18 protein-coding genes are annotated in these 16,483 nt (G+C 68.6%); 4 read left to right on the plus strand and 14 right to left on the minus strand.

Annotation, left to right across the window (positions count from 1 at the left end; translation table 11 throughout):
- Window positions 1–51: 51 nt before the first annotated feature.
- The 4 genes from AC3WQZ_RS05680 to AC3WQZ_RS05695 form a co-directional block, all read right to left on the minus strand.
- Window positions 52–1,293 carry an SAM-dependent methyltransferase gene (locus AC3WQZ_RS05680; protein ID WP_010813712.1) on the minus strand — a complete coding sequence of 414 codons (1,242 nt, stop codon included), beginning with the start codon at window positions 1,291–1,293 and terminating at the stop codon, window positions 52–54.
- A gap of 232 nt (window positions 1,294–1,525) precedes the next feature.
- A complete protein-coding gene (gene pdxH / locus AC3WQZ_RS05685; RefSeq protein ID WP_010813711.1) occupies window positions 1,526–2,164 on the minus strand; it encodes a pyridoxamine 5'-phosphate oxidase in 639 nt (212 codons plus the stop codon).
- Between the two features lie 145 nt (window positions 2,165–2,309).
- Window positions 2,310–3,503, minus strand: a complete 1,194-nt coding sequence (locus AC3WQZ_RS05690; protein WP_010813710.1) for an MFS transporter — start codon at window positions 3,501–3,503, stop codon at window positions 2,310–2,312.
- Between the two features lie 309 nt (window positions 3,504–3,812).
- Window positions 3,813–6,170: an AsmA family protein gene (locus AC3WQZ_RS05695; RefSeq protein WP_439668121.1), complete on the minus strand. Its 2,358-nt coding sequence runs from the start codon at window positions 6,168–6,170 to the stop codon at window positions 3,813–3,815.
- A 211-nt stretch (window positions 6,171–6,381) separates the two neighbouring features.
- Between AC3WQZ_RS05695 and tcdA the strand changes: the two genes are divergently transcribed.
- Entirely contained in the window at window positions 6,382–7,251 is an 870-nt protein-coding gene (tcdA, locus tag AC3WQZ_RS05700; protein WP_081050145.1) for a tRNA cyclic N6-threonylcarbamoyladenosine(37) synthase TcdA, read from the plus strand.
- A 15-nt stretch (window positions 7,252–7,266) separates the two neighbouring features.
- Here tcdA and AC3WQZ_RS05705 read toward each other — a convergent pair whose 3' ends face one another.
- Complete coding sequence (locus AC3WQZ_RS05705) at window positions 7,267–7,845, minus strand: P-loop nucleotide/nucleoside kinase family protein (protein ID WP_010813707.1); 579 nt, start codon at window positions 7,843–7,845, stop codon at window positions 7,267–7,269.
- Between the two features lie 124 nt (window positions 7,846–7,969).
- On the opposite strand from AC3WQZ_RS05705, the gene AC3WQZ_RS05710 reads away from it, so the two are divergent.
- Window positions 7,970–8,410 (plus strand): bacteriohemerythrin, encoded by a 441-nt coding sequence (locus AC3WQZ_RS05710; RefSeq protein WP_439668120.1) that lies wholly within the window; start codon window positions 7,970–7,972, stop codon window positions 8,408–8,410.
- A 6-nt stretch (window positions 8,411–8,416) separates the two neighbouring features.
- Here the strand turns inward: AC3WQZ_RS05710 and AC3WQZ_RS05715 are convergent, their stop codons facing one another.
- Both AC3WQZ_RS05715 and trxA read right to left on the minus strand, forming a co-directional pair.
- Complete coding sequence (locus AC3WQZ_RS05715; protein ID WP_439668119.1) at window positions 8,417–8,794, minus strand: cupin domain-containing protein; 378 nt, start codon at window positions 8,792–8,794, stop codon at window positions 8,417–8,419.
- Between the two features lie 70 nt (window positions 8,795–8,864).
- A complete protein-coding gene (gene trxA / locus AC3WQZ_RS05720) occupies window positions 8,865–9,710 on the minus strand; it encodes a thioredoxin (protein ID WP_439668118.1) in 846 nt (281 codons plus the stop codon).
- A gap of 234 nt (window positions 9,711–9,944) precedes the next feature.
- Between trxA and AC3WQZ_RS05725 the strand changes: the two genes are divergently transcribed.
- On the plus strand, window positions 9,945–11,660 hold the full coding sequence (locus tag AC3WQZ_RS05725; RefSeq protein WP_010813703.1) for a long-chain fatty acid--CoA ligase: 1,716 nt from the start codon (window positions 9,945–9,947) through the stop codon (window positions 11,658–11,660).
- A 69-nt stretch (window positions 11,661–11,729) separates the two neighbouring features.
- Here AC3WQZ_RS05725 and AC3WQZ_RS05730 read toward each other — a convergent pair whose 3' ends face one another.
- Window positions 11,730–12,530: an ankyrin repeat domain-containing protein gene (locus AC3WQZ_RS05730; protein ID WP_010813702.1), complete on the minus strand. Its 801-nt coding sequence runs from the start codon at window positions 12,528–12,530 to the stop codon at window positions 11,730–11,732.
- Window positions 12,531–12,547: 17 nt separating this feature from the next.
- Window positions 12,548–13,303, minus strand: a complete 756-nt coding sequence (locus AC3WQZ_RS05735; protein ID WP_010813701.1) for a gamma-glutamylcyclotransferase — start codon at window positions 13,301–13,303, stop codon at window positions 12,548–12,550.
- A 255-nt stretch (window positions 13,304–13,558) separates the two neighbouring features.
- Between AC3WQZ_RS05735 and AC3WQZ_RS05740 the strand changes: the two genes are divergently transcribed.
- On the plus strand, window positions 13,559–13,879 hold the full coding sequence (locus tag AC3WQZ_RS05740) for a hypothetical protein (RefSeq protein WP_010813700.1): 321 nt from the start codon (window positions 13,559–13,561) through the stop codon (window positions 13,877–13,879).
- An 80-nt stretch (window positions 13,880–13,959) separates the two neighbouring features.
- Here the strand turns inward: AC3WQZ_RS05740 and AC3WQZ_RS05745 are convergent, their stop codons facing one another.
- From AC3WQZ_RS05745 to AC3WQZ_RS05765, 5 genes are all read right to left on the minus strand, one after another.
- Complete coding sequence (locus AC3WQZ_RS05745) at window positions 13,960–14,307, minus strand: FKBP-type peptidyl-prolyl cis-trans isomerase (protein ID WP_010813699.1); 348 nt, start codon at window positions 14,305–14,307, stop codon at window positions 13,960–13,962.
- Between the two features lie 59 nt (window positions 14,308–14,366).
- A complete protein-coding gene (locus AC3WQZ_RS05750) occupies window positions 14,367–14,915 on the minus strand; it encodes a YaeQ family protein (protein WP_010813698.1) in 549 nt (182 codons plus the stop codon).
- A gap of 111 nt (window positions 14,916–15,026) precedes the next feature.
- Complete coding sequence (locus tag AC3WQZ_RS05755; protein WP_011615834.1) at window positions 15,027–15,335, minus strand: hypothetical protein; 309 nt, start codon at window positions 15,333–15,335, stop codon at window positions 15,027–15,029.
- 108 nt (window positions 15,336–15,443) lie between these two features.
- Window positions 15,444–16,031 (minus strand): YceI family protein, encoded by a 588-nt coding sequence (locus tag AC3WQZ_RS05760; RefSeq protein WP_439668117.1) that lies wholly within the window; start codon window positions 16,029–16,031, stop codon window positions 15,444–15,446.
- A 14-nt stretch (window positions 16,032–16,045) separates the two neighbouring features.
- Window positions 16,046–16,429: an MAPEG family protein gene (locus tag AC3WQZ_RS05765; protein WP_010813695.1), complete on the minus strand. Its 384-nt coding sequence runs from the start codon at window positions 16,427–16,429 to the stop codon at window positions 16,046–16,048.
- Between the last annotated feature and the right edge of the window lie 54 nt (window positions 16,430–16,483).

The raw sequence follows: 16,483 nt of genomic DNA on the forward strand, positions 1-16,483 counted from the left end.
GGGCTGGAGCAGCCCGCCAAAGAGGTCTTCAGTCAATCGCCGGCGTTGCCTTCAGTCGTTGCGGCCAATGGGTTGGTCGTAGATATAGCGGCGCGACCACGGCAGGGTATCGGCCGGCAGCCCGGCCTTGTGGCAGAGCACCTGGTAGATCGACATCTTCTCGGTCTCGAAGGCATGTGCGCAGCCGGCCAGGTAGACCCGCCAGATGCGGTATTTCTTCTCGCCGACCAGGCTGCGGATGGTGTCGCCGCGGGCCTCGAAGTTGTCGGCCCAGTAGTGCAGCGTCTGCGCGTAGTGGCGGCGCAGCAGTTCGACGTCGAAGGCTTCCAGGCCGCCTTGCTGCAGCGTGCGCAGCACCAGCCCGATATGCGGCAGCTCGCCCTGCGGGAACACATAGCGGTCCATGAACTCGGCGCCGTCCATCGGCGTCGCGCCGTTGTCGGGGTCGGGCGAGGTGATGCCGTGGTTCATCACATAGCCGTCGTCGGCCAGCAGTTCGCGGATGCGGCTGAAGTAGCCGGGCAGGTTGTCCTTGCCCACATGCTCGAACATGCCGACGCTGGTGATGCGGTCGAAGGTGCCGGCGGTGTCGCGGTAGTCCTGCAGCCGGATCTCGATGCGGTCGGACAGGCCCGCGGCCCTGACACGTTCGGTGGCCAGGTCGAACTGGTTTTGCGACAGCGTGATGCCCACGCAGCGCGCACCGAACTTCTGCGCGGCGCGCAGCACCAGCGCGCCCCAGCCGCAGCCGATGTCCAGCAGCGTCTGGTCAGGCTGCAGCCGGATCTTGGTCAGGATGTGGTCGATCTTCTTGATTTGCGCCGTGGCCAGGTCTTCGTCGCCGTGCTCGAAGTAGGCGCAGGAGTAGACCATGTTGGGATCGAGCCAGAGCTGGTAGAAGTCGTTGGAGACGTCGTAGTGGTACTGGATCGAGTTCTTGTCTTCCTGCTTGGTATGCGCGAAGTGCTGCGCCGCCTTGAACAGCGCGCCGCCGGCGCGGTGCGTGGCCGCGGCCGAGAAGCCGTAGGCGACCTTGATGATGTCCGTCAGCCTGCCCTCGAAGTCGATTTTCTCCTGCACATACGCTTCGCCCAGGTTGTCCAGGCTCGGCGTCAGCAGCAGCGGCAGGGCCGCGGCTTCGCGTACGGTCAGCGTGACAGCCGGCTTGTCGAAGTGCCCGAGCGGGTATTCGATGCCATTCCACAGCCGCAAGCTGACCGGCAGATTGGCATTCTCTCGCAGGTCGGCGATCCAGTTGTCGAGTTGCTTTTCCAGGGCTTGCTTGAAAAACATGCGCTTTACCTCCCGATGGTTGCGGCACACGCTGCGGCCGACGCATCAGGCAAGGTTGGTACTGAGCTGGAACCTTGCCCAATCCGTATCGAGCGCTGCAAGAAAAGAGTAACCAAGCGACGCCGGTCTCACTTTAGTCCAATTCCGCAGCTTGTGCAGCGCACCGCCCAGAAGACCCCACTACCGACCCGTTCGGCGTAGTTGGCGCATGTTCAGGCGCGTGCCAACCGTTTCAGGGCGACAGCCGCACGATCTGCCAGTCGCCGCCGGGTTGCAGGCGGAAGGCAATGCGGTCGTGCAGCCGCGACGGGCGGCCCTGCCAGAACTCCAGCGCGGTCGGCACCAGGCGGTAGCCGCCCCAGTGCGGCGGGCGCGGCGGGTTTTCGCCGAACTTGCTGCGGTATTCCTGCTCGCGCTGCTCCAGCACGTCGCGGCCGGGCACCTCGCGGCTTTGCGCAGAGGCCCAGGCGCCCACGCGCGAGCCCAGCGGGCGCGTGGCGAAATAGGCGTCGCTCTCGTCGTCCGAGACTTTCTCGACGCGCCCTTCGACGCGTACCTGGCGCTCCAGCTGCACCCAGTGGAACAGCAGCGCCGCGCGCGGGTTTGCCGCCAGGTCCAGGCCCTTGCGGCTTTCATAGTTGGTGAAGAAGGTGAAGCCGCGGTCGTCGATGCCCTTGAGCAGCACGATGCGCGCGGACGGCTGGCCGTCGGCGTCGACCGTGGCCAGGGTCATGGCATTGGGTTCGGGCAGCTTGGCCGTGACCGCCTCGTCGAACCAGCGTTTGAACTGGCTCATCGGGTCGGGCGCTACGTCGGTTTCGGACAGAGAGCCCAGCACATAGCTACGGCGAAGGTCGGCAAGTTGAGTCATGTCGCAATCATCAGGATATCGGTCGGGATGCGCGGTGCGCCCGGGGGCGGGGGCCGCAGGTCCGGCTGATTCGAGTATAGCGAATGCATCGGGGATCGCATTTGCGTGGCGACAAACGTATCGGCAGCGCCACCTGCCGCGGCGGCTAAACCGGCGGTGGCAGCACCTTGCGCCCCTGGCGCCGCGAGTAGTAGCCGGCCGCGCCCATCGCGCCCGCCATCGACAGGAAGATCGGCAGCATGCCCAGCGCCGTGCCGACCACGCCAAACGTGAGCGGCCACACCACCTGGCTGGTATTGAGCACCGCCGAGCGCAGGCCCAGTGCCTCGCCGGCGCGGCCGTGCGGCGACGCCGTGTGCAGGATATTCATGACATTGGGCTGGGCGCTGCCCAGCGCCAGGCCCAGCACGAAGGCCAGCCCGCACATCAGCCAGAACTGCGTGACCAGGGGGTAGGCCAGGTAGGCCAGCGCTCCCACCAGCAGCGCGCTGCGGATGATTTTCCACTCCGAGAGCCGGCGCGACACCGCCGGCATGGCCACGCGGATGGCAAAGGTGGCAATCGCGAAAGCGCCCAGCACCCAGCCGATCGACGACGGCGACAGGCCGATGCGCGAGCCCTGGATCGGGATCAGGAAGGCGTGCAGGTCCCATGCGGCGGACAGCACCGCACTGGCGATAAAGACCGCGCGCAGCTCGGCATGCTGCAGCAGGTCCAGCGTGGAGTGGCGGCTGCCGTCCTCGATGGCGATGCGCCCGGCATTGCCGCCTTGCGCCGGCAGGCGCGGACGCAGCCATTGCAGGCCGGCCTGGCCGACCAGCGCCACCGCCACCAGCACCATGAAGGCGGGACGGAAGCCCGCATGCTCGATCACGTAGCCCATCGCCACCGGCCCGAGCGTGCCGGACACCGACAGCCCCAGCGCATGCCAGGTGTAGTTGCGCAGCCGGGTCTCGTTGGTGGAGACCTGGCCGATCAGCAGCTGCATCGCCACCTGGACCAGCATGAAGCCCACGCCGATCAGCGCGCATGACAGGTACAGCGCGCCGAGGTCGTGCCAGAGCGCCGGCAGCAGCGTGCCCGCCACCACCATCAGCGAGCCCGCGGTCATCGGCTTGCGCGGCCCGATCTTGTCGATGCGCTTGCCGGCGCGGATTGCCAGCAGCATCGGCAGCACCGCATACAGCGACATCAGCACGCCGAGTGTGATGGTGGAGGCTTTGAGGGAAATCGCGAACAGCGACACCACCACGCGGCTGGCATTGAAGGCCACGTGGTTGCACACCGTCAGCGCGATCAGCCAGGTGATCGGCGGGACGGCGGTGTGCGGCAGCGACATGGGAACGGGGGCTCGCGGTGGCCGCGCTCGTGGCGGCCGGCGGCCGTGCCGAGGCGGGAAAATAAAGAGGAAACAAAGGGCGGCCGCAGCCGCGCCTTCAGAAGGATGCAGCGGGCGAACCCGCACCGCACCCGATGCTTGCCATGCTTAAACTTCTTGTAAATGGCCGTTTAATTATGCGCCCGGCGTGGGCGCGGCACAACGGCTGCGTGCGGCAGGATGTCGCAGCGGGGCCAAGTGTTGTGATTTTGCTTCAGACAATGGCGGACATGCGGCCGCCAGGCGACGCGACCTGATTGCGCACGCGCCTCAACCGCCCTTGTGCAGGGCATCGCTGTCCGGGCGCGCCGGCGCCGGCGCTGGCGCCGGCTTGCGCTCCTCGCGCTCGCTGGCGCGTGCCGGCTGGCGGGTCTGGGCGTCAGCCTGCGCGGCGGTCCCCGGCGTTTCCTTCGGGATCGGCCTGCCGGCGGTCATGCCGGCGGTCTTGCCGGTCCTGGGATCCTTGTAGGTCTTGCCCGGCGGCGGCGCGACCGGGCGTTTGCGCAGGTCGGCCAGCAGCGTTGCGCACAGGTTGTCTTCGCCGTCCGGGGACAGGTCCACCAGCGGCAGCACCGCAGTCGCCACCGGTGCCAGCAGCGCCAGCGACAGCGCGCCGCCGGCGCGCAGCGCCAGCACCCCGATATCGGGGCTGACGGACGGCTTCTTCATGGTGCCGCCCACGTACAGTGGCGAGCGCAGCGAGAACACGCGCAAGCCCTTGGAGTCCGGGTGGATGGTCAGCGCCAGCCTTTCATTGCGCAGGTCGATGCCGCCGGTGGTTTCGACCACCGCATCTTCCGTATCCAGCACAAAGGTGCGCGCGCGCGCGATGCCGTCGGTGAAGGCAAAGTCGCTGACGCCGCAGTTGATCCGCACCGGCCTGTCGCCGAACAGCTTGCGGATCACCACGCTGCCCACGTTCAGCCCCATCGCTTCAAGCAGGAACTTGCTGACCGTGCCGTTCTCGACCAGCAGCTTGGCTTCGCCGTTGGAAGACGCCATCAGTGCCGCCACTGAATTGCCGGTGGCCGAGAGCTTGGCGCTGCCGTTGAGTTCGCCGATGCTGGTGCGCATCAGGTCAAAGGTGGGGAACAGCTGCTTGAGCTTCATGTGCCGCGCGGTCATGTCGACCGTGGCCCCCATTGGCTCGCGCTTGCCGTCCAGGCGCATGGTCGACACCAGGTTGCCGCCGGCCACGCCGAAATTCAGCGGGTCCAGCAGCAGCACGCCGTCCTGCAGCTTCAGGTGCGTGACCAGGTCGGTGATCGGCAGGTCGGCATCGCGGATGATGCGCTTGCCGGCAAAGCGCACGTCGGCGTCGATCTCGTCCCAGCGCTCGGTGCGGAATGGCGCCACCGGCAGCGCCTTGTCGGCCGGCTGGGCCACCGGGCTGTCCTTGGCGGGGCGTCCGGGCTTGGCATCGGCGCCGATCAGCGGCGCCAGGTCGACAAAGCGCAGCTGGTTGGACACCAGGTTGCCGGCCAGCAGCGGGCGCGGCTCGCGCTTGGTAAAGGTCAGCGTGCCGGACAGGTCGCTGCCGCCGACGCGGCCGGTGAACTTCTGGTACTCGTAGATCGAGCCCTGCTTGCGCAGCGTCGCCATCAGCCGGCCGCGGGTCTGGTACGGGGGCGTGGACGGCAGCACCACGCCGGTCAGCGCATAGAGCCTGGCCATGCTGTCGCCGCTCAGGGTCAGGTGCACGTCCAGCGCGGCCAGGTGGGCCGGGTTGGTCACGGTGCCTTCGATCACGGCGCGGGTGGTGCCAACCCGCACATCGGCCAGGATCGGGAAGGGCACGTCGGCGTTGCGCAGGCTCAGCACCGTGCCGGCCTTGCCGCTGGCGTTGATGGTGGCCTCGTTGTAGCGGCCGGTGGCTTTCCAGCGCACGCCGTAGCGGTCGTCGGGGCCCTTGGCCGTGGCCGGCGGGGCGGAAACGCCCGGCGCCGAAGCCGCTGGCGCGGAGGCTGCCCTGGCCGCGCCGGGTGCACTGGCCGGGGGCCCTGGCGGCACCGCGGAGGCCTCGGGCGCGACCAGCGCGCCGTCGCGGGCCTTGTCATAGAGCGGGCTGCCGCCGATGGTGTCGAGCTCCGCCTGCAGCTCGATCTTCTTGAGCTGGTCGGCCAGCGCCAGGTTGCCGCGCGCCAGCACCACCTCGCCGATATGCAGCTCCCATTCGGACGGGCCCTTCTTGGGGCCGAACTCGAGGGTCCAGTTGTTGCGGGCGTCCGGCAGGCGCTCCAGCCACACCGTCGGGCTGTCGACGACAATGGTCGGCACCGCGATCTGGTGCGCCAGCAGCGGTATCGGACGCAGCACGAAGATCAGCTCGCGCACGGTTGCCAGGTTGGGCTGTTTGGCCCAGTCGGTATTGGCGATGGTGATGTCGCGCGCCGACAGCCGCGGCCACGGCACCAGCGTATGCCAGCCTTTCTCGCCCTCACCGCGGCGCCAGGTCACGGTCAGGTCGCCGTTGATGGCAAAGGGGCGGCCGATGGCCTCGGTGACGCGGTCATTGAGCCAGGGCTTGAGGCGGTTCCAGTCGAAGGTCAGGATCACGACCACCAGCAGCGCGATCAGCGCGATGGGTGTCAGCACACTCCACAGAACAACCTTGCGGCGCACGGGCATGAGGCGGGCTCTCCTGTCTGGCGGGGGGCAGGGCCGGGGCCGCCCAAGCCAGCGCGGGGCGGCGAACGGACCACTGCACGTCTATTGTATAGTTGCGCGCTTCCTGTCTTTGTCGGGGATTGGCTGACATCGCCGCCGGAAAATGCCGGATTCTTGCCCCGCGCAGCCAAGCGCCGACCCTGCCGCACTCCATCGACCCGATACCTCCAGCATGAACGATGCCGCACACGACCTGGCCGGCCTGCCCGAGCCGCTGACCCACGAAAGCCCGGCCGAGGATGACTACCACCGCCGCTTCGGCGGCGTGGCAAGGCTCTACGGCGCCGCCGGCCTGGCCCGCCTGGAGGCGGCCAGCGTGTGCGTGGTCGGCATTGGCGGCGTCGGCAGCTGGGCGGCCGAGGCACTGGCGCGCAATGCGGTCGGGCGCATCACGCTGATCGACCTGGACCATATCGCGCTGTCCAACACCAACCGCCAGATCCATGCGCTGGGCGATGCCTACGGGCGCGCCAAGGTCGAGGCCATGGCCGAGCGCATCGTGGCCATCAACCCGCGCTGCCGGGTAACGCAGGTCGATGATTTCGTCACGCCGGACAACGTGCCCGAGCTGCTCGGCGCCGGCTATGACTACGTCATCGACGCCATCGACGCGGTGCGCGTCAAGACTGGGATGCTCGGCTGGGCCCGGCGCCAGGGCGTGCCGGTGATCACCTGCGGCGGCGCGGGCGGCCAGCTCGACCCCACGCGCGTGCGCATCGACGACCTGGCGCGTACGATCCAGGACCCGCTGCTGTCCAAGGTGCGCGCCGGCCTGCGCAAGCAATGGGGCTTTACGCGCGACCCGAAGAAGAAGTTCGGCATCGCCGCGGTCTATTCGGACGAGCCGCTGCAATATCCCGAGCCCGAGCAGCAGGCCTGCGAGATCGACGAGGCGCCGCCGCTGGACCTGCAGCCGGGCCAGCCGGCCATGCGCGGCCCGCAGGGGCTGGCCTGCGCGGGCTTTGGCTCGTCGGTGGCGGTGACGGCGGTGTTCGGCTTTGTCGCGGCGTCGGCGGTGATCGGCGCGATCGCGCGCGGCTGAAGCCGCCCGGGCCGCTCAGGCGCTCAGCGCGCGCAGCAGCCCGTCGATCTCGGCGTCGCCGGGTGCAAGGTTGTCGAAGAAGATCAGCTCCGGATAATCCGCGGGCGCCGGCATGAAGCGCCGGGTGCGGTAGGCTTCCCAGTGGCCCAGCTTGTAGGCGTCGTTGGGATTGCCGCGCCGGATGATGCGCGCATGGGCCTCGTCTTCAGGCAGATGGACCCAGACCGTGCGCACCGTCGTGCCGGCGGGCACGTGCAGCCAGCCGGGGTCATGCAGCAGGTGGGCCTTGACCTCGCGCGACAGCGGGCCGATCACGATCACGCTGATGCCCAGCGCCAGGTTCTCGCGCGCGGTGTCGAGCAGGCCCTGGTATTCCGGGTCGCGCAGGTTGTTCAGGTAGGCCGGGCTGTCGCGGTCATTGGGGTCGCCGGTGATCGCGGCCATGGCCGCGGCGCTGTAGCGGCCGTACAGGGTGTCTTTGTCGAGCAGGCAGAAGGGCTCGCCGGTGGCCTGCATCAGCGGGCCGATCAGGCGGTGGGCGAGGGTGGTCTTGCCGGTGCCGGCATGGCCGCAGAAGAAGATCAGTCTTGGCATGAGGGTTTGGTGTAGCGGACAGGGCGCATCGCCCACAGCATACCCCCTGGGCTTGCGCCAGATCAGGCCCGGGCCGCGCCGATTCGGTATCCTTGCCGTTTTCTCCCACGATTGCCGTCGATCCATGGACGCCAAAGACCAGCTTTCCTCCGCCGGCCTGCCGGGCCACCTCCATCTGGGCGAACCGGTCACCGACGCCACCCATGCCGAGTTCGTGCAGCTGCTGGCCGCGGTGGCCGGCGCCGACGATGCCGGCTTCCTGGCGGCGATGGACGAATGGATCGACCATACCCGCCATCATTTCGCACAGGAAGAGCAGTGGATGGAGGCGATGGGCTTCGGCCCGCGCCATTGCCACGCGGGCGAGCACCAGCAGGTGCTGGCCGTGGCCGCCGCGGTGCGCGACAAGGTGCACACCGATGCCGAGTTCCAGCTTGGCCGCCGCCTGGTGGCCGAGCTCTCGGGCTGGTTCGACCATCACGTCAAGTCGATGGACGCGATGATGGTGGAGCATATGCGCGAGCACGGCTTCACGCTGGTCGAAGGCCCGGTCACGGCGGCCTGAGCGCAGTCAGGCCGGGTGGGCGGAGTCGCGTTCGATCACCACGAAATACTTGCGCACCGGTGCCAGCACCTCGAACAGCCCGGTAAAGCCGGCCGGGATCACGCAGGCGTCGCCGGGGCCGAAGTCGCTGGCCTGGCCGGCATCGTCGCTGATGCGGATGCGGCCGCTGATGACATGGAAGAACTCTTCCTTGCCGGCCGGAAAGGCGATGCGCCAGGCTCCGGGCTCGCATGCCCAGATACCGCAGTCGAAATCGCCGTGCTGCGCGCTGTAGTGCGTCCAGGTGGTGCGGTCGGGGTTGCCTGACACCAGCCGGTCCGGGCGCGGGCGGTCGTGGCTGGGGGCGGGCTCGGTCTTGAAGTCGATCAGGCGGGGCGCTGGCATGGCGGATGGCAGGAAAAATGGCGGAACTGAGTCCGCCAGTTTACCGCGCCGGGGCCCGCGGCCCGGCCGTTCAGTTCAGCGCCGTGCTCAGCTGGCGGCGCCAGTGCGACACCACGTCGGGCCGGTCGGCCAGCATCTCGAACACCGACAGCATGGTCTTGCGGCCGATATCGTCCTCGAAAGTGCGATCGGTACGCACGATTTCCAGCAACTGCTCCAGCGCCGGCTCGTACTGCTGGCGCGCGATCAGCAGCCTGGCCAGGTCCCGCCGCGCCGCCAGGTCGCGCGGGTCGGCGGCAATGCGCGCGCTCAGGGTGGGCTCGTCCGGCAGGCCGGACAGGCCCTCCATCGCATCCATGCGCATGCGCAGCGCGGCATGGGCGTCCTGCTGCGCGGCCTGCGGCGACAGGGCCTCGAACTGCGACCTGGCCTCGGCGACGGCATTGCCGTCCAGCAGGAAACCGATATAGGCCAGCCGGGCGGCGTCGGTCTCGGGGTCGAGCGCAATGGCTTCGTCGAACTTCGCCTCGGCGCCGGCCCGGTCGCCCTCGGCGGCCAGTTGCAGCGCGTCATGCAGGGCCGTTTGCGCGGGCCTGGGCATCAGCCGCCCGAGGAATTCACGCAGGCCGGACTCGGGCAGCACGCCGATGAACTGGTCCACCGCCTGGCCGTCGGCAATCGCCACCACATGCGGGATGCTGCGCACGCCGAAGTGCGCGGCCAGGTCCTGGTTCTCGTCGACATTGACCTTGACCAGCTTCCACTGGCCGCCGGCCTCGGATTCCAGCCGTTCCAGCATCGGGCCCAGCGTGCGGCAGGGGCCGCACCACGGCGCCCAGAAGTCGACCAGCACGGGCGCCTGGCGCGAGGCCTCGATCACTTCGGTTTCGAAATTCTGCAGGGTCACGTCGCTCATGGGAAATCCTGGATCGGGGAGAGGCGGGAGCGGCCAGCCCGGGCGGGCCGCCCGAAGGGGCAAGGCAATCTATACCCCTATTGTGAGGGCGAAGGCGCCGAATGCAACGCCCTGTGCCAATACCGTGCCCGCAGGGTTCGGGAAAGTCTGCGGTTGAAAATAGAACGATCGTTCGGTTATAGTCCTTGATCATACCAAAAGCCCCGGTCCGCGAGACCGCACAGGAGACCTTGCATGCAGACCCCAGCTCGCCCGCATTTCCAGTTCTGGCCGAAGCGCCTGCCGACCGCCATCGTGCTGCCGGAGACCTCGCTCTGGGCCAACCTGGAAGTCTCGGCGCTCCGCTATGCCGACAAGGCCGCGATCCGCTACTTCGGCAATGCCATCACCTTCCGTGAGCTGGAGGCGCAGGCCACCGCCCTGGCCGGCTGGCTGCAGCAGAAGGCGGGCGTGAAGAAGGGCGACCGGGTGCTGCTGTACATGCAGAACTGCCCGCAGTTCATCGTCAGCTACTACGCCATCCTGCGCGCCGACGCGGTGGTGGTGCCGGTCAACCCGATGAACCGTGCCGAGGAATTCAAGCATTACGTGACCGACGCGCAGGCGCGCGTGGCGATCTTCACCGCCGACCTGGCCGCCGGGGTCGAGCAGGCGCAGGCGGAGCTGGCGCCGGCCGAGCGCCTGGAGCATATGCTGGTGACTCAGTATGCCGACGCGCTGCCGCCCACGCACGAACATCCGGAAGACGCGCCGCCGGCCTGGCTGACCACGCCGCATCCGCTGCCCGCGGGCGCCACCGCGTGGCCCGAGGCACTGGGTGCCGGCCTGCAGCCTGGCCCGCACACCGCCGGCCCGGACGACATGGCGGTGATGCCCTACACCTCGGGCACCACCGGCTTCCCCAAGGGCTGCATCCATACGCACCGCTCGGTGATGCACAACATCGTCGGCGGCTCAACCTGGTCGGGCTCGGGCGCCGAATCGGTGATCCTGTCGGTGCTGCCGCTGTTCCACGTCACCGGCATGCAGTACGGCATGAACGGCCCGATCTACAGCGGCGCCACCGTGGTGATGCTGCCGCGCTGGGACCGCGAGGTGGCCGGCCGCCTGATCTCGCGCTACCAGGTCACGCACTGGACCAATATCCCGACCATGGTGATCGACTTCCTGGCCAGCCCCAACCTGGCCCAGTTCGACCTGGCCAGCCTGCGCTATATCGGCGGCGGCGGCGCGGCCATGCCGCAGGCCGTGGCCGAGCGCCTGCGCGAGCAGTTCGGGCTGAACTACCTGGAAGGCTACGGCCTGTCCGAGACCATGGCGCCGACGCACAGCAACCCGTCGGACCGGCCCAAGCTGCAGTGCCTGGGCGTGCCGACCTTCAACACCGACGCGCGCGTGGTCGACCCGGTCACGCTCAAGGAACTGCCGCCCAACGAGATCGGCGAGATCATCGTCAGCGGCCCGCAGGTGTTCAAGGGCTACTGGGGCAAGGAAGACGCCACCCGCGACGCCTTTATCGAGTTCGAGGGCAAGGCCTTCTTCCGCACCGGCGACCTGGGCCGCATGGACGAAGAGGGCTACTTCTTCATCACCGACCGCCTCAAGCGCATGATCAATGCGTCGGGCTTCAAGGTGTGGCCGGCCGAGGTGGAGAACCTGCTGTACAAGCATCCGGACGTGCAGGAGGCCTGCATCATCGGCACGCGCGACCCGTACCGCGGCGAGACCGTCAAGGCGGTGGTGGTGCTGCGCGCCCATGCCAAAGGCAAGACCACGCCGGAGCAGATCATCGAATGGGCCAAGGAGAACATGGCCGCCTACAAGTACCCGCGCGTGGTGGAGTTCGTTGAGGCGCTGCCGAAGTCGGGCACCGGCAAGGTGATGTGGCGCCATCTGCAGGAATGCGAGAATGCGCGCAACACCGGCGCAGAGGAGAGGCCCGCGGCCTGAGGCAGCCGGGTAGCCAATGAAAAAGGCTGGTCGACCGACCAGCTTTTTTTATTTACGCGGTGCCGGCCCTCAATGCCCCCGCACCCGCATCAGCATCTTCACCATCGTCTTGTAGCCCCGCTCGCGCGCATGGCGCGTGGGGCTCACGCCTTCGCGGTCGGCGAGGTTGGCGTCAGCGCCCGCATCCAGCAGCAGTTGCACCGTTTCCTCGTAGCGGGTGCTGCCATCGCCCAGGATCACCGCTTCCAGCAGCGCGGTCCAGCCGAGGTCGTTGACATGGTCCACGGCAACGCCGGCCTTCAGCAGCAGCTTCACCACCTCGACATGGCCGTGCTGGCTGGCGGCGATCAGCGCGGTGCCGTCATAGCGGTCGGTGCTGGCCAGGTCGGCGCCGTGCGCCAGCGCCAGGCGCACCATGTCGGCCTGGCCGGTGGCGGCTGCCAGCAGGAAGGGGCTGTTGGCCTCGGTGTCCTTCAGGTTCACATCGGCGCCGGCCAGCAGCAGCGTGCGCGCGACTTCGGTGTGCCGGTTCTGCACCGCCGCCAGCAGGGCGCTGCGCCCGCGCTCGTCGGCCGCGCGCGCCGAGGCGCCGGCGGCCAGCAGGCGCGCCACCAGGTCCTGGTCGCCGGCGCTGGCGGCGGTGATCAGGTTGCGGTCGAGCGTGCCGATGGTGTCGCGGCGTGGCGGCGGCTGCATGGCCGCGCTGCGCGGCGCTCGGGCGGCGGGCTGGCTGGCCGCGCCGCCGGCGGGCCGTGCCGCCAGGGTTTGCCCGCCCTGGGCCGCCAGCAGGCCGCCCCCCATCAGCAATCCCATCAGGCCCAGCAGCTCGTTGAGTGCCTGTCTGCGGGTGCGGGCGGCGGGGCGCGTCATGGCGGCAGCTCCTTGGCTCAGACGGTTTCGTGGGGGCTGGCCGGCAGGGGCGCTGCGTCGTCGCGGGCGGCGTGCGCAGCGCGCTCGGCGTCGGCGGCATCGTTGGCCTGCAGCTGGCGCCAGAGCCTGCCCAGGTAGGGATCGTCGACGCCGTTGGTGGCCAGGCCCAGCAAGGTCTGCTGCAGGTATTCGCGCGCGGGGCCGTACAGTCCGGCAGCGTGGCGCAGGCGCTCGACCACGCTGGGATCCGGCAGCCGGCCGGCGTAGGCCTCGTGCGAGCGGTTCATGACGAAGGCGAGGGCACGCTGCTCAGGCGCGCTGGCATCCCCGGTGCGGATGCGCAGCCAGCGCGGATGGTAGGCCCCGGTCAGCATCTCGCGGCGCCACAGCACGCGGAATTCCTGCTCGACCACATGGCTGGGGATGCGGAACACCATGCCGTGGCAGCAGCCGCCCCGGTCCAGGCCCAGTACCAGGCCCGGGTTGTCCCAGGTGCCCCGGTTGATGCGGGAATAGAGGTAGAAGCCGCGGTGGTAGCCGTGCACGGTGGCGCGCTGGCGCTCGGTGTGCACCACCATCGGGTTCCAGATCAGCGAACCATAGCCGAACAGCCAGACATCGCCGCCAAGCGCGGGATCTTCCGGGCGGCGCGCCAGCGTGTCGGAAAGGGACTGCTCGAGCACGGCTTCCGGCAGCAGCGAGGACGCGACCGGAGTACTGCACAGCGAGGTGCGCAGACGGTCGGATTCGAGGTCCTGTCGCGTGATGGCCATGGTGGAAGCATAAATCAAAGCGGCGCCACGGGAAGGTGGGGGAAATGACATAAGTGCCAGTTTTTCTCAGAATTGCCTGAGCAACCGGCACGGGTGTGGGCGCCTGACAACGTTTGGCGCGGCATGCCGCCTCGGTCACTCGCCGCGGACGGGTGCTGCCGCACCTTTGTCCGCGATCAGGCGCACGTGAATTGCTGGCCGGCGCGGCTGCCATGTCCTTACAATGGTGGCCTCAATTCACAGGGGGAACCCGCGATGGCACGCACGCTTACGGTGGTGTTCGGCAGTGGCAAGGAATATGACTTCACGATCGGCACGGACGAGCTGGCCGCAGTCACCGAGGACGCCGCGTGGCGCTGGTTCGACCGGGAATACAGCGAGCTGGGCTGTCAGGCGTCGAGCCCGGTCGGCAAGGTGCTGGTGATCGACAAGATCCTGAATGTCGCCAAGTTTTCCGGAGAGGCGCGCTTCTCCGGCGATCCTGCCTGGGCGCAGGACTATGCCCGCCATGCGGCGCGGCTGCTGGACCGGGACAAGGTCCGCGTCGATGTCGGCAACGCCGCGATCGGGTTCTGAGGCGCGGGCGCGCCAGCAAGACGGGTAGTTGCCGCGGTTGTCGCCCCTGCCTGTGCAGGCGCGACAACCTTGCTGCCGGCTTAGACCGCCAGCAGTTCCACTTCAAACAGCAGGGTAGCGTTCGGCGGGATCACGCCGCCGGCGCCGCGGGCACCGTAGCCGAGGTCGGCCGGGATCACCAGCCGGCGCACGCCGCCCACCTTCATGCCCTGCACGCCTTCGTCCCAGCCGCGGATCACATGGCCGGCACCCAGCGGGAACACGAACGGGTCGTTGCGGTCCTTGCTCGAATCGAACTTGCGGCCAGCCTGGCCGTTCTCGTACAGCCAGCCGGTGTAGTGCACGGTGACGTGCTTGCCGGCGGTGGCTTCGGCGCCGGCGCCGACGGTGGTGTCTTCGTATTGCAGGCCAGAGGGCGTGGTTTGCATGGCGTATTTCCTTCCGATGGGAACAGACGTGGTGAGAGGAGAACGCAGCGCGGCTGCGTTCAGGCTTGGGCGCGCTGGAGCACATCCAGCGTCAGTTGCACATTGCGGTCGTCGTCGGCCACCCAGATGTCGCCGTCCTGGATCGTCACCGACAGGCGCATGGCGCGCTGCGCCAGCGCAGCCAGGGCTTCGACCGCTTCCGCCGGGACATTGTAGACGGTGACGTTGCGCAGCTTGCCGGCCTTGCCCGCCATGCCCTTCCACCATTCGCGCGCGCTGGCGGCGTTGTAGGTATAGACGGTCACGCGCTCGGCGCGCGCCGCGGCGCGCTTCAGGCGCGCTTCGTCGGGCTGGCCCAGTTCGACCCAGTGGGCGATGTCGCCGGTCAGGCGCTTGTCCCACAGGTCGGGTTCGTCGGGTTCGTCCAGGCCGCGCGTGAAGGCCAGCGTTTCGGTGGCTTCGCAGGCAAAGGCCAGCAGGCGCACCATCATGCGCGCGTCATTCTCGGACGGGTGCTGGGCGATGGTCAGGCTGTGGCTGCCGTAGTAGGGCCGGTCCATGTCGGAGACCGACAGGTCAGCTTTGAAGATGGTGGATTTGAGCGCCATGAGGTGAAGTGAGCGGCAGGCGCCCCGGCTGGGGTGCGGGAGACGCAAAAGGCCGCATCATACGCCATTTGCCGGACACCGCCTGCGGGCCCGGCATACTCGCGCAGTGGCTCAGCGCTTGCGGTATTCCTTGAGGTAGAAGCGCAGCAACGCCGACAGCAGCAGCGTGCTCAGGAAGCCGGCGGCAACGATCAGCGCCTGCCCGGCGGTGGAGTCGATCTGGCCGGCCACCCCGAGGCGGAACAGCCAGGTGCCGACCATCATCGCCAGGAACGGCATCAGCAGCGCGCCGCGGCCGTAGGTTTGCACTGCCCACAGCGGGAAGCGGCGCAGGAAGTCGCCCGGAATGCTGCAGGCCAGGCAGGCACCGGCAGCTGCCAGTGCGGCGGCCACGATGTCGCCGGAATGGATGTCGAACATGGTCTTGGTCTCGCGCGCCCCCATCAGGCACACGCAGGCGAGCGTGGCGGGAATTGGGCAAAGCGCTGATTCTACAAGAGAAATTTGCGCCGGAGGTGACGAATACGGTTACCGTGGGGTGCTGCCCGCGGGCGATGCCTCGACCGCCACTTGCAGCGTCACGGTATCGCCTACCTCGGGCAGGAAGCGGGTCATGCCAAAGGCACTGCGCGGCACCTCGGCGCGGAAGTCACCGCCGCAGACCTGCCGGCTCACGCCGAACAGGGTGACCTCGCCGCAGCGGAAACGCTCGGCCTGCAGGCGCAGCGGCTGCGTGACGCCGTGCAGCGTCAGCTCGCCTTCCACCGCCGCCAGCCGGCCGCCTTCCATCAAGAAGCGGTCCGCGCGCAGCCGCGCCACCGGGTGCTGGGCAGTATCGAAGAATTGTGCCGAGCGCAGCACGCCGTCCAGGGTGCGGTTGCCGGTATCGACCGAGGCCAGGTCCACGGTCACGTCGAGTGCGCCGGCGCCGCTGTCCGCGTCATATATGAGGCGCCCGTCGATCTTGCCAAAGCGCCCGCGCACCGAACTGCGCTCGAAATGGCTGGCGGAAAAATAGACGGTGGTGTGCGCCGGATCGATGGTGTACTCAAGCGGCGCCGCCTGCGCAGCGGTGATGCCCAGGGCGGCAGCGAGTGCCAGCGCGCGTGCGGCCATGGCTCAGTCGGCGTTCAGTGGACGAACACGGGCAGCAGGAACATGCCCACCACCGACAGGTAGCCGATGGTCCAGCACAGCGTGCGCAGCGTGGCGCGGTCGGTCACGTAGCACACGGTGTAGAGCAGGCGGGCCACGATGAAGACCACGGCCAGCTCGTCGATGCGGGCCTGCGGCGCCTGCAGGTGGCTGGCGGCCAGCACGGCGGCGGCAAAGAAGGGGAAGGCCTCGAAGTGGTTGCGGTGCGCCATGTCGGCGCGGCGCGCGCGGCCGGACTGCTGCTCCAGCCAGCCGCGCGGGTCATGGTTGTCATAGCCAGGCCCGCTGGCCTTGGCGATGGCCACCGTCGCCAGCGGCAGGATGCCGGCCAGCAGCACGCACCAGAAAGCGATCGGCATAGTCCAGTCCTTTCGGTTGCAATGCCGGCGCCGCCGTCACTGGCGCCGCCGGCC

Source organism: Cupriavidus sp. FW305-26, from assembly GCF_058787975.1.